The following is a 13,391-nucleotide window of genomic DNA, read 5'->3' as shown; positions in this document are numbered from 1 at the left end:
GGGAATTGCGATCATGATCATTGTGATTATTCTATCTCAGACCTGCTTAATGTGCGTATTCCGCGGATGTATTCAGAATCATCTCGACTAGTCCTGGAAAACGTGTATTTAGTTCTTCCTTTCGTAGGGAATAAAAGTGCTGTTTACCTACAATACGCGGCTGGATCACGCCAGCTTCACGCAAAATTTTGATGTGATGGGACAACGTGGATTTGGAAATATGGTCTACTTCGAAGGCGGAACAGTTTTTCTCGCCAGAGCTGGCCAGACAGTGTGCAATTTTCATGCGTATTGGATCACCCAATGCATTGCAGACCGTGGTCAGCTTGAATTCCGAAGCCATAGGTATCGTTGGAGTTCTCATATCTATGACGTTAGCATATTCGGCTGTACCTTTCAATGTTTGAAAAATTTCGAACTATAGAAGTTGAACTGTAACTATTACACTTGTTTACTCCGATTGCAGTACCATCTTTCGATCGCTCTTATCCCCAGATTTTCTTTATTCCCTTGCTCCAAGGGAAAAATCCGGTGATAAATGCGCACGCTTCGCTTCTTCAGATTGGTTCTGCACTCTCCGTGTTAGTGTAAAAGTCGGTCTCAACTTATATATTTCTTGCAGGCAGTATAAGAAGTATGATACATTTCTTTTCAATAGTTCGAAAATATTCGAACTTAAAGATTGGAAATCGGATTTTTTATTCTAGGAGGAATATGAATGAGTACTATAAATACCACTACACTGTTGAACAACTATTTCCGTTTATTTGATGCTTCACGCACAGACGAGCGCGCCATGGAGGACTTATTGTCCCTGTTTACACCGGACGCAGAGATTGTGCTTAACGGCACCAGTCGAACAGGATTCGATGGTTTCATGAAGGCTTTCTACGAATACAATAAAGACGTAAAACATATGTGGGACGCGTGGGTGCAACAGCCTGACGGCAGCTACCAAACGAACTGGGCAGTATGCGGACAAACGGCAGACGGATCGGTATATGCCAAAGCAGGCATTGATATCGCGCGAGTGAATGATACGGGCCAGATTGTGTATCTGGAGAATGTACAGGCCGATCAGAATGCGTTCAGCAAGTATAATCAGTAATAGTGCAGAAGCCCCACAGTCTTTCGAACTGTGGGGCTTTTTTTGTGTGGCATATTTAGCTAATTTGATAGACACTGAGGACGAAGGCTTCATCTATCCAATAACACAGTTTCTGCAAGAAAATTGGTACATAAAAACTGTACATGAAGATATGTAAATGAAAAAGACCCTCCCGCATGTCTAAAACATGGCGGGAGGGTCCTCATAAACGTACATGCACGCCTTCCCTACCCCTGCATCGTCTTATTCTGAAAGGCAGCGATATCTGCATACTCTTCTTCGAATTTGCGGGAGATGCGGATGAAGATCGGCAGCAGTTCACGGTACACGCGGACACTTTCCGGGTCAGGCTGGTGCCGATGTGTTGATCCGATCATGCCGGAGACGGCACTCAGGGAATCGATGCGGCCAAGGGCGTACAAGCCCAGTACAGCTGCGCCGAGGCAGGAGCTTTCGATACTTTCAGGAATGATGACATCCTGATCGAAAATATCTGCCATCATCTGACGCCACAACTCAGAGCGGGCGAAGCCGCCTGTCGCCTGAATTTTCTTCGGACGACCGATCTTTTCTTCAATTGCCAGCATGACGGTATAAAGGTTGAACAACACACCTTCGAGCGCAGCGCGAATCATATGTTCTTTCTTATGATGCAGCGTCAGGCCGAAGAACGAACCCCGTGCGTTCGGATTCCAGAGCGGAGCCCGCTCACCTGTCATGTACGGATGGAACAAGAGACCTTCCGAACCGGGAGGTACGTTCTCAGCAACACGAGTGAGCACTTCATACGGATCGATGCCAAGTCGCTTCGCCGTTTCCACCTCGGAAGCCGCAAACTCGTCCCGAATCCAGCGGAAAATAACACCGCCATTGTTAACCGGTCCGCCAATGACCCAGGCATCCTCCGTGAGCGCATAACAGAAGAAACGTCCTTTTGGATCGGTCACTGGTTTATCCACGACCGTACGAATCGCTCCGCTAGTACCAATGGTTACGGCCACGACGCCTGGGTCAATGGCATTCACGCCCAAGTTGGAGAGCACACCATCACTGGCTCCGATGACAAATGGTGTGGTGACCGCAATGCCCATCTCCTTGGCGTATTCCGGGTGCAGTCCATGTTTCAACACATGTGTGGTTGGGACCAATCGGGATAGGTGTTCCGGCGTAATGCCCGCCACATGTAGCGCTTCTGCATCCCAGTCGAGTTTCTCCAGATTCATGAGCCCGGTGGCGGAGGCCATCGAGTGATCAATGACGTATTCAGAAAATAATTTATAGAAAACATATTCTTTCATGGATATGAATTTGTACGTCTGTCTGAACAGTTCCGGTTGATCCCGGGTGAGCCACATGATTTTGGTGAGAGGGGACATCGGGTGAATCGGCGTACCTGTTCTCAGATAGATTTCGTGACCATTCATCTCCAATTTGAGTGCTTCGGTCCACTCGGCACTGCGATTATCTGCCCAAGTCATGGCCCGCATTAGCGGTTTGCCGTGTTGATCGACAGGCAGAATGCTGTGCATGGCCGAACTGAAGGATACAAACAGGATGTCCTCTGGCTTCACTCCCGCTTTGGACGTGGCCTGTTTAACGGATTCGATGACTGCTTTGAAAATATCTTCCGCATCCTGCTCCGCAATCGCAGGTGTGGGGGTGTGTAGCGGATAATCGGCACTGCCTTGAGCCACAATGGTTCCGTTCTGTTCGAACAAGACGGCCTTGGTGGAGGTCGTGCCGATATCTACGCCGATCATATAGGGTGAAGAAGCCATTTTGTCATCCCTCTTTCTTAAATATATAAGTGAATGAATGCTGTTACACGTTAACACTTCGGGTACAGAAAGCCTTCCGATCGCGTAAATGCGAAGCATATGCTTTCGAAGTAGCTTTCCTCTGGAAAGCTTTTTACTCCATTTCTTCAGGCTCTTTCTGTCCCCTCCGCCAACGTGGCGCCATTCATCCAACTTATATGGCATCTGTTATTTCATCTATAGATAAGAATATCAGACTTGAGGGATGGATCAAAATGCCACAATCTTAGTCCTTCACTGCTCCTGCGGCGATATCCGAAATAAACTGACGGCTAATGAACAGGAACATGACGATAAGCGGAATAACGGCGAGCAATGTACCCGCGATAACCATGGCATAGTCTGTATTATACAGTCCGTTCAATTGAGACAACGCAATCTGCAACGTATACTTGCGTTCATCTGTCAGGACGATCAAAGGCCACAGGTAGTCATTCCATACCCCGATAAAGGTGAATGCGCCGAGGAAAGCAAAGGCAGGTCGCAAGATTGGCAGTGCCACGTTCCAATAGAGTCGGAAGAAATTACAGCCGTCGATGCGGCCTGCATCCAGCAGATCGTTCGGAATGGACTCCGTAGCATATTGGCGAATCCAGAAGATGCCGAAGGCGTTCACCATGCCCGGAATAATCAGGGCCTTGAAGGAACCGACCCAGCCGAACGTAGCCATCAGCACGAAGGAAGGCACCAGCGACAGCTGCGAAGGTACCATCATGGTGGCGAGTAGCAGGATGAAGAGCCACTTTTTGCCGGGAAATTCAAACTTCGCAAACGCAAACCCCGCCAGTGAGTCAAAAAACAGCACCAGGATCGTTACGAGGCCTGACACAAACAACGTATTCAGAAAAGCTCCCCAGAAATCAATCTGCTGCAACACCCGCGTGATGTTATTCCACAGTTCACCCCCGAACCAGAGCTGGGGCGGGAACTTGTAGATATCGGACGTTGTCCGGGTAGACATTACAATCAGCCAATAGAACGGGAACATGGATATGAGCATGCCCCCGATAAGACCGGTATACAACACCAGCGATTTGAGGTGTTTGGTCGCCATGTGCGCTCCCCCTTATCACATCAGGATGATTTGCCTTGAACAAGCTTCCAGTTCACAATCGAGAACAGGGCGATAATGAGGAACATACCCCAGCCAACAGCAGCCCCATATCCGAAGTAATTGTTAATGAAGGATTCACGGTAGAGGTACAGTACAATCGTCATGCCTGCTGCACCTGCGCCACCGTCATTACCTACCAATACTTGTGGCTCGGTGAACAGCTGCATACCACCAATCGTTGATGTAATGACCGTAAACAGGATCACAGGACGCAGCATCGGAATTGTAATTCGGAAAAAGGACTGTATCGCTGATGCGCCATCAATCTTGGCCGCTTCGTATAATGTCTGCGGAATACTCTGAAGTCCGGCCAGATAGATGACGGCGTTATATCCGGTCCAGCGCCAGACCACCATGGAGGAGATTGCGACTTTAATGCCCCATGGTGCATTAAGCCACTCCACAACCGGTAGCCCGACCGACTGCAACAGATAATTGAGAAAGCCATAATTGTTGGCAAATAAAGCACCGAAGATAATGGCTACCGCCACGATGGATGTGACGTTTGGCAGAAAATAACCGACCCGAAACAGGGTACGGAACTTCACAAATGGTGCATGTAGCAAAAAGGCAATAATCAGGGCGAAGAAGAGCATCGGAATCGTCGAATAGATCCAGATCATGAACGTGTTGCCCACGGCTTGCCAGAACTCGGCATCGGTCAGCATGTATTTGAAATTGTTGAGTCCGTTGTACGTCATGACACCGATGCCATCCCATTTATGAAAAGCCAGATAGAGTGAGAACCCGATCGGGAACAGGCCAAATACCGCAAACAGAATATAAAACGGCGATATCGCAACATAAAGTGCACGATGCTCCCACATCCTGGACCACAGTGACTTCTGCCGATCCAGATCAGGTCTTGCATTTCCGGGATCGGGAGTAAGACGAGGTTCAGTTACAGCCATATGAATTCCTCCTTTGCGGATAACGAAACCACACGTTCTTCAGGTTAACGCTGTAATTCCCGCTCGACGCGGTGCACCGTATCCGTCCAGACCTGCTGAGGATCGGCATTTTGCTTCGCGACATCATTCAGCCTTCGAGTAATAATGTTGTGTACGGAAGGGTATCTTTCTCCAAAAAAAGCATCCGGCACTTGCTGTGCCGATTCGGCAAATACTGGTCCTGTCGCCTGTCCGCCAAAGAAAGGTTCCTCTTCTTTCATGGCAGGGTCATCAAATACACCTGGAGCAGAAGGGAACAGGTTCAATGTCTGATATTGCTCGAGCTGGTTCTCGGGACTTTGCAGCCAGCGAACCAGTTCGAAGGCTTCCTGAGGATGTTCACTCGACTTCAGGATGGACAGGAATGATCCTCCGTTGTTGCCATCTCCCCCAGGTGCCCGAGCGACCCGCCACTTCCCGGATGTATCCGGAGCGGCTTCCTGAAGAACTTGTTTCATCCAGACAGCACCTACAAAAGAGGCGATTTCACCATTATTCATCGCGGCGTTCCAGCCCGGAGTCCAGCCATCTGCATTGGCAAGTAGTCCCTTCTCTTTGAAAGCAACGGCCGTATCCCAGCTCTTGCCCACAATAGGGGAATCCATGCCGATAAAGGACCCGTCCGGCCGGAAATAACGCTCCGCAGACTGCGATATGACTTGGTTGTAAACGGTTGCAATATTATCGGTTAGAAAAACCTTGCCTCCGAATTTTTCTTTGAGCTGTTCTCCGGCAGCAGCATATGCATCCCAGCTGTTGATCTGGCGTGTAACGTCCTCGGGATCAGATGGCAATCCGGCTTCCTTGAACAGATCTTCTCGGTAGAAGAGGGCTGTTGGCCCTGTATCCATCGGGAAACCGATCATCTGTCCGCTTGGCGTAACGCCTTGCTTCCATTTCCACGGCAGATACTGGTCTTCAATATCTCCAGCACCGAGATCATACAGATTATAGAAACGGTCCTCACTGGGGAATAGCTCCATGATCCAGTCATTCAATGCTACAATGTCTGGTTCACCTGAGCGTGCAGCGAGTGTTGTTTTGAGCTTTGCTTTGAAATCACCGCCGATTTTCTGAGCTGTCAGTTCGATATTGGGGAACTTTTCCTTAGCCCTGGCAATCAACTTATCATCGATGGAACGATTCCAGTACCATAATGTAAGCGCTACCTTTTCGTTGTTCGCTGAATCGTCCTGTCCGGGCCAGATGGAGCATCCGCTTATGAGCAGGACGCAGACCATCAGTATGGCTGTCCAGCATGTTCTTTTCCGGCGGATCATGTGTATTACCCCCTCATCGTTAAGTTCGAGGCATGAAGTGCTTTGGACTACAACATTAGTGTATGAGCAGTTTATAAACTCATACCCAATATTCCCGAAATGAAACACATATTTGTGTCGGTTGCGTAACATAATTTTAGTAGTTACTTTAAAAATAAAAGTTACTTGACACTTTATAATTTTTATTCTAAACTAACTTACATAAAGTAACTAATGATGATGAGAATAATATAGATACGTACTATATAACATCCAAGTGATCCATTTTCGCTCTGGATGCGAATCAATCAACATACAAGTTGGCCTAAACAGGAGGAACGACAATGATCAATGCACATATTATTCAACTACTTGCCCCCAAAATTCAGACTTTTCCGAGTGGAAAAGAGTTTATATACCTCGTGGGGCCGATTAAGCTCCCCGTAAACCTCGATGGAGAGACCAAGACATTCCAGTGGTACAGCTGGATGAAATCGGAAAAAGCGATGGAGAGCGGCGAGTTAATTGAATCTCTTGCTGAAGCTGAACTGGCAGAGCGTCAACAATCCAGTGTTCTGGTGTATGGTGACTTTGCCAACGCACAAGAAGCGCTGATCCGGATGCATAGCATCTGTCATACAGGCGACATCTTTGGCAGCAAACGCTGTGATTGCGGCTTCCAATTGGAGCAATCCATGAAAATGATCGCCGCTCATGGAGCGGGTGCACTGTTTTATCTTGCGAACCATGAGGGACGTGGCATTGGTCTGTTCAGCAAAGCGATGGCGTACATTTTGCAAGAAGAAGGTCTGGATACGGTAGATGCGAACTTGCAGCTCGGATTCACGGACGATGCTCGTAATTATGATGATGCAATTGCTGTGTTGCGTGCGCTTCGCTCTGCACCAGTTACACTGATCACCAACAATCCACGGAAGCTGGCTGCCTTGCAGGAAGCGGGATTGAATGTGGGCGGACGTGTCCCACTCTGGGGAGATCGCTCTGCTTTCAACGAGAAATATCTGCAAACAAAAGTGAATCGTTCCGGTCACTTGTCAGAAAATGATGGCTGGGCTGGGGCAGAGACGCTACTTCCGCATGCGCAGGCTTAATCATTATTAATAGACGTAATTGATTAGTCGTTGTAGTACTCTTCGTTCTGGAGAAGTACAGCAGCGGCTTTTTGCTATGGATGATAGGGTAGCGATCAGGGTTTCCTGATTCACGGAATGGCTTGCCGTTCCCGCAGTGCGGATTATACAATATAGGCATCTGATGAATGCGGGAGGAACGAAGGTGCCATTTGAGGGACAACGTATATTGCCGGCTGCGAAGAGCATGAGGCAGTTTGAAGCGATGATTGAAGGCCCTTATACCTATGGGGTGATGCTGGAAACGCATATTGCACAGCTTCAGAGTGTAATGGACGAGGCTCGGCGGTACGACAAAAAGATACTTTTGCATGCAGATCTGGTCCAAGGATTGAAGAATGATGAGTATGCGGCAGAGTATCTGTGTCAGCACATTCGCCCGGCAGGACTGATCTCTACGCGAGCGAGTGTCATTCAGAAGGCAAAGCAGAAAGGCATTACAGCGATTCAACGTATTTTTCTGCTCGATACCCATGCACTGGAGAAAAGTTATCTGCTGCTGGCCAAAACCCAACCGGATTATATTGAAGTATTACCTGGCGTCATTCCGCATATTATTGCGGAAGTATCTGTGCGTACAGGGATACCCATTATTGCAGGGGGATTGATCCGTTCACCGGAAGAGGTTGAACTTGCGCTTGGCGTCGGGGCTACGGCAGTGACCACATCCAACGCAGATCTGATCCGACACTTCGAGAAATCGCTTACATCGTAAAAAGAACCCACAACTGGAGGTTGTCTGTATGGAAAAATATATTTTGGCTCTGGATCAAGGAACGACGAGCTCCCGGGCCATTCTATTTAACCACGGCGGGGAGATTGTGCACATTGCTCAGCAGGAATTCCCCCAATATTTCCCCAAGCCGGGTTGGGTAGAGCAGAATGCCAACGAAATCTGGAGTTCTATTCTTGCCGTGATGGCTTCATGTCTGGCAGAGAGCGGAATTAAGCCTGTCCAGATTGCCGGAATTGGAATTACGAATCAACGTGAGACCGTTGTGGTATGGGACAAAGAAACAGGCAGACCCATCTATAATGCAGTGGTATGGCAATCCAGACAGACCGCAGATATCTGTGAAGAATTGAAGACGCAGGGTCTCGGGGACCTTTTCCGCCGTAAAACAGGATTACTGATCGATCCCTACTTCTCGGGAACAAAGGTAAAGTGGATTCTGGATCATGTCCCTGGTGCCCGAGAGCGGGCAGAGAAGGGGGAACTGTTGTTTGGCACGATTGATAGCTGGCTGATCTGGAAACTAAGCGGGGGCACACACGTCACGGATATATCCAATGCTTCACGTACACTGATGTATAACATCTATGATCTGCAATGGGATGACGAATTGTTGGGTATTCTCGACATTCCTAAGGTCATGCTGCCAGAAGTGCGAGGTTCATCCGAGGTGTATGCACACACAACAGACTATCATTTCTTCGGTCATCGGATTCCGATTGCGGGAGCGGCAGGTGATCAACAGGCAGCGATGTTTGGTCAGGGCTGTTATACCAAGGGCAGTATGAAAAATACATATGGTACCGGTTGTTTCATGCTTATGAATACGGGAGAGAACCCGGTACAATCGGATCACGGACTGATTACGACCATTGCCTGGGGGATGAATGGCAAGGTTGAATATGCGCTTGAAGGCAGCATTTTTGTTGCAGGCTCAGCGGTTCAATGGCTGCGTGACGGATTAAGAATGCTTCGCTCTTCAAAAGATAGTGAGGACTACGCCTCACGCGTGCCTTCGACAGATGGCGTGTATATGGTACCTGCATTTGTGGGACTGGGCAGTCCGTATTGGGATAGTGAGGTCAAGGGTGCAGTGTTTGGCCTGACCCGCGGCACGACGAAGGAACACTTTATCCGCGCTACACTGGAAGCATTGGCGTATCAGACCAAAGATGTACTGGAGGCTATGGAATCCGACTCGGGTATTCCTGTGCATGCTCTGCGTGTCGATGGCGGGGCGGCGGCTAATGATTTTCTCATGCAGTTCCAGAGTGATATTCTGGGCATTCCTGTCGAACGCCCAACGGTGAACGAAACGACTGCATTGGGTGCGGCTTATCTGGCAGGTTTGGCGGTTGGGTATTGGACGAACGCGGATGAATTGGCCGATCATGAGAATACGGAGCGTGTCTTCCATCCTGTTATGGCTGAGGAACAACGGACAGAACTGTATACAGGCTGGAAGCGTGCAGTGAATGCAGCAATGGCTTTTAAATAAAAGGAATGAAATGAATATCTCTTGGTGTGGGTATTTGTACTTTTTAACTAAACATATGTTATAAATGATATTTACTGGTGGAAAATGATGCATGATTTACAGGGTTATTCTTCCTGGAGAAGGCAAAATATATACCCACTATAAGGAAAAAAACAAGGTTAGTGGATTCATTTGAAATTCCATCCTTTGGCAGAACAACTTTTTGAATTTTTTTTGAATAATGTGTCATTTCAGGACTTCACGCCGTCAAAAATCTGTGATAGGATAAAGGCACAAGTTAAAAAATGATGTCTGGAGATCGGGAGGGACCACGTGCCGCTCAGCAATTGCTGAGCGAATGACGTGGTCCTTTTTTTGTTTTTTTACAGAAAGATTAAGGAAATCAGTGGGAGGTTCAAGAATGACAGAAACGTTCTCGTCAGCACACCGGACCGAATATTTGCAAAATATGGCGAATGCACATTTTGACGTATTAATTATTGGCGGCGGGATTACAGGCGCAGGGATTGCATTGGACGCGGCTTCCCGTGGATTGAAGACAGCACTTGTAGAAATGCAGGATTTTGCAGCAGGTACATCCAGTCGTTCGACCAAACTTGTCCATGGCGGATTACGTTATTTGAAGCAATATGAAGTAAAGATGGTTGCTGAGGTAGGACGGGAGCGGGCTGTAGTTTATGAAAATGGGCCGCATGTGACAACACCGGAACCGATGTTGTTACCGATCTATACGGCTGGCACGTTCGGCCGCTTCAGCACATCCATTGGACTGATGGTGTATGATCGGCTCGCCGGGGTGAAGCGCAGTGAACGGCGCCAAATGTTGAATGCTGGAGCGGTGTCAGATAGTGAACCTTTATTACGCAAACAGGGGTTGTTGGGTGGTGGACTCTATGTGGAGTACCGGACTGATGATGCCAGGCTCACCATAGAAGTTATGAAAGAAGCTGTCAAACATGGGGCACAGGCAGTGAACTACGTCAAGGCGAAGGGTTTCCTGAAGGAGAATGGCAAGATTACAGGTATTGAAGCCACGGATCAGATCGATGGGCAGATCTATACGCTAAAAGCAAGCAAGGTGATCAACGCCTCCGGTCCATGGGTGGACGGTCTGCGGGAATTGGATGGTTCACGCCAAGGGAAAACACTACAGATGACCAAAGGCATTCATTTGGTCTTTGATGGTGAACGATTCCCATTAAGACAGGCCGTCTATTTTGATACACCAGATGGTCGAATGGTGTTTGCTGTCCCACGTGATGGCAAAACCTATGTAGGCACAACCGACACCGTGTATCAGGACGATCCTGCACACCCGCTAATCTCCGACTCGGACCGCGATTATGTGATTGATGCAGTTAATGGCATGTTTCCAGATGTACACATTGGTACCGAGGACGTGGAATCTGGATGGGCGGGTGTACGACCACTAATTCATGAGGAAGGCAAGAATCCTTCCGAAATTTCACGTAAGGACGAAGTCTGGGTATCCGATTCCAACCTGATTACGATTGCCGGGGGCAAATTAACCGGATACCGTAAAATGGCCGAGATGGTTGTTGATCTGGTCGCACGCCAGATGGAGCAGGAGAGTGGGCATTCCATAGGCCCTTGTGTAACGAAGAAGATGCCCATCTCCGGCGGTGATGTAGGGGGATCGGCTGGATTTGTATCGTATGCGGAGCGCAAGATCAAGGATGGTGTTGCCCTGGGGCTTGCTCGACCTGCTGCGGAGCGGCTGGTCCGTACGTATGGTTCCAACGTGGAAGCATTATATGAGCGAATGCCCGATCCACGAACCAAGTCAGAACTTCATGGCATGCCACAGGAGCTATTGCTTATGCTACATTACGCGATTGATGAAGAGATGGCTGTAACCCCATCTGACTTTTTGGTACGAAGAACAGGTGATTTATTCTTCCGTATTGATGAAGTTCGTCGCTATAAAGCAGCAGTTATCTCGTATATGGCTGGTCGTCTGGACTGGTCTGAAGAGCAAGCGATTAAACATACACAGGATCTGGATCAGCTGTTGCTGGAAGCATCCGGCAAAATCTGAGGCAGGATTTCAAGGCCGAGAGTCGAATGGAACATGTAAGCGTGTAACATAGAGAGGGGATTACATCCATGACATTACAGATCGGAATCATTGGAACAGGCTGGTTCAGTAAGGTACACGCGGATATTCTCGCACGGATGGAAGGTGTTCGTGTTGCGAGTGTCTGTGGAACATCGCTCGAAAAGGCAGAGGCTATGGCCTCCGTATATGATGCTGTTGGTTACGGGGAACTTGAACATATGCTGGATGGTGAGAAGCTGGATGCGGTGTATATCTGTGTGCCTCCGATGTCTCACGGATTGATTGAGTCCGAATTAATCCGCCGCGGTATTCCATTCCTGGTGGAGAAACCTTTGAGCACTGGAATGGATGTTCCGCGTCAGGTATTGGATCAGGTACAGAAGAGCGGTTTGTTAACCTCTGTAGGTTACCATTTCCGTTATCAGGAGGCTGCGCAGGTCCTGCAGCAAGCGATGAAAGAACAGACGGTTGGCATGGCACTTGGCCGCTGGATGGGCGGAATGCCCGGAGTTTCCTGGTGGCGGCGTCAGGAAGGTTCAGGAGGACAATTCGTAGAGCAGACTACACATATTGTAGATTTGCTTCGGTATTGTGCAGGAGAAGTTACGGAGGTATATGCTGTAGCAGCTCAGCGAAGCATGCATGAGAAGCATGAGCATGTCACCGTTGCCGATGTGGCAAATGTGACGCTCAAGCTGGAAAGTGGAGCAATTGCAAGTATCGCCAATACATGTCTGTTGCCAGATGGAGAGGGCGGTGCTGGGCTCCAGTTCTACACGGATGCAGGTGTGTGGGATTGGACGCCGGAACGTTTGCTTCTGCCAAGTGCGGCAAAACATGCGATGGCAGGTCTGGAGATTCCGGCAGGACATAACCCATACGAGCGTGAGAATGAAGCGTTCATTCACGCCCTGCGTACGGGAGACCGTTCACGAATTCTGTCCGATTATGCGGATGCCTGCCGTACACAGGAGATTACGACGGCGGCGCTGGCATCGGCAGATTCCGGTCTGCCGGTACAGCTTCAGCCTTCAAAACATCTCTCTCATTAAAAGGTTGAAGGTAATATAAATACGCCTGAATCAGGGAATGATCCGCAGATCAGCCTGATTCAGGCGTATTTATGTTGAGTAGAGATTATTAAGTAGCAATTCAACTACTCGGATTTCTGCTGTTTCAACCAGTCGGATGACCAACTGTAGATCTGATCAATGACAGGTTCAATGGCTCTGCCTTTCGGTGTCAATTCATACTCTACACGGGGAGGTATCTCGGGAAACATGTGCCGGGTTACGATACCTTCCGTCTCCATTTCCTTCAGTCGCTCCGATAAAAGTCGTCCACTGATCGCCATCTCTGCTTCAAGCTCCGTAAACCGCTTGGGTCCGGACAACAGTTGGTACATGATTAACAGTACCCACTTCTTGCCTATGATGTCTATGGCTTGAGTGATCATACAGGGACTTGGTGCTTTTACTTTTTTCAGCTTCAACGTGTTCACCTCGATTCATAAGTATTTTTTTCAAGTTGTATATGAAAGGACATGATTTCTGCCGCTTTAAGAATATAGGACATCCAAGTAAATGAGGGTTACTACAAAATATACTGTAACATACCTTTTGTATGTATTATACATCATACAGTGAAAAATTACTTGAAGAAATTATATTATTATTATATA

At 48.3% G+C, this 13,391-nt stretch carries 12 protein-coding genes; 6 read left to right on the top strand and 6 right to left on the bottom strand.

The features are described from left to right. Nucleotides 1-46: 46 nt before the first annotated feature. Nucleotides 47-364 (bottom strand): metalloregulator ArsR/SmtB family transcription factor, encoded by a 318-nt coding sequence (locus NST33_RS29435; RefSeq protein WP_260632655.1) that lies wholly within the window; start codon nt 362-364, stop codon nt 47-49. A 354-nt stretch (nt 365-718) separates the two neighbouring features. On the opposite strand from NST33_RS29435, the gene NST33_RS29430 reads away from it, so the two are divergent. After that, a complete protein-coding gene (locus NST33_RS29430; protein WP_339306065.1) occupies nt 719-1,108 on the top strand; it encodes a nuclear transport factor 2 family protein in 390 nt (129 codons plus the stop codon). Between the two features lie 227 nt (nt 1,109-1,335). Here the strand turns inward: NST33_RS29430 and gntK are convergent, their stop codons facing one another. The 4 genes from gntK to NST33_RS29410 all read right to left on the bottom strand — a co-directional run bounded on the left by gntK (nt 1,336) and on the right by NST33_RS29410 (nt 6,230). Next, on the bottom strand, nt 1,336-2,886 hold the full coding sequence (gntK, locus tag NST33_RS29425; RefSeq protein ID WP_339306063.1) for a gluconokinase: 1,551 nt from the start codon (nt 2,884-2,886) through the stop codon (nt 1,336-1,338). A gap of 265 nt (nt 2,887-3,151) precedes the next feature. Then, a complete protein-coding gene (locus NST33_RS29420) occupies nt 3,152-3,979 on the bottom strand; it encodes a carbohydrate ABC transporter permease (RefSeq protein WP_036612996.1) in 828 nt (275 codons plus the stop codon). 20 nt (nt 3,980-3,999) lie between these two features. Then, a complete protein-coding gene (locus tag NST33_RS29415) occupies nt 4,000-4,878 on the bottom strand; it encodes a sugar ABC transporter permease (protein WP_215078816.1) in 879 nt (292 codons plus the stop codon). Nucleotides 4,879-4,994: 116 nt separating this feature from the next. Further along, nucleotides 4,995-6,230: an ABC transporter substrate-binding protein gene (locus NST33_RS29410; protein ID WP_313771430.1), complete on the bottom strand. Its 1,236-nt coding sequence runs from the start codon at nt 6,228-6,230 to the stop codon at nt 4,995-4,997. A gap of 362 nt (nt 6,231-6,592) precedes the next feature. Between NST33_RS29410 and NST33_RS29405 the strand changes: the two genes are divergently transcribed. From NST33_RS29405 to NST33_RS29385, 5 genes are all read left to right on the top strand, one after another. Then, nucleotides 6,593-7,360 (top strand): GTP cyclohydrolase II, encoded by a 768-nt coding sequence (locus NST33_RS29405; protein WP_339180347.1) that lies wholly within the window; start codon nt 6,593-6,595, stop codon nt 7,358-7,360. A gap of 184 nt (nt 7,361-7,544) precedes the next feature. Further along, a complete protein-coding gene (locus NST33_RS29400; RefSeq protein WP_221819734.1) occupies nt 7,545-8,114 on the top strand; it encodes a glycerol-3-phosphate responsive antiterminator in 570 nt (189 codons plus the stop codon). 28 nt (nt 8,115-8,142) lie between these two features. After that, nucleotides 8,143-9,630, top strand: a complete 1,488-nt coding sequence (gene glpK, locus NST33_RS29395; protein ID WP_221819732.1) for a glycerol kinase GlpK — start codon at nt 8,143-8,145, stop codon at nt 9,628-9,630. Nucleotides 9,631-10,030: 400 nt separating this feature from the next. Continuing rightward, complete coding sequence (locus NST33_RS29390) at nt 10,031-11,689, top strand: FAD-dependent oxidoreductase (protein WP_339306060.1); 1,659 nt, start codon at nt 10,031-10,033, stop codon at nt 11,687-11,689. Nucleotides 11,690-11,757: 68 nt separating this feature from the next. Further along, the gene (locus NST33_RS29385; protein WP_221819730.1) at nt 11,758-12,762 is read left to right on the top strand and encodes a Gfo/Idh/MocA family oxidoreductase; all 1,005 of its coding nucleotides are present in this window, start codon (nt 11,758-11,760) and stop codon (nt 12,760-12,762) included. 104 nt (nt 12,763-12,866) lie between these two features. Here NST33_RS29385 and NST33_RS29380 read toward each other — a convergent pair whose 3' ends face one another. Next, nucleotides 12,867-13,166 (bottom strand): helix-turn-helix domain-containing protein, encoded by a 300-nt coding sequence (locus NST33_RS29380; protein WP_026081419.1) that lies wholly within the window; start codon nt 13,164-13,166, stop codon nt 12,867-12,869. Nucleotides 13,167-13,391: the final 225 nt, after the last annotated feature.

The sequence above is a fragment of the Paenibacillus sp. FSL L8-0435 genome, from assembly GCF_037965655.1.
Taxonomy (GTDB): domain Bacteria; phylum Bacillota; class Bacilli; order Paenibacillales; family Paenibacillaceae; genus Paenibacillus.
Note: the sequence above shows the minus strand (reverse complement) of the source record. Positions and strands in the feature narration are given on the sequence as shown.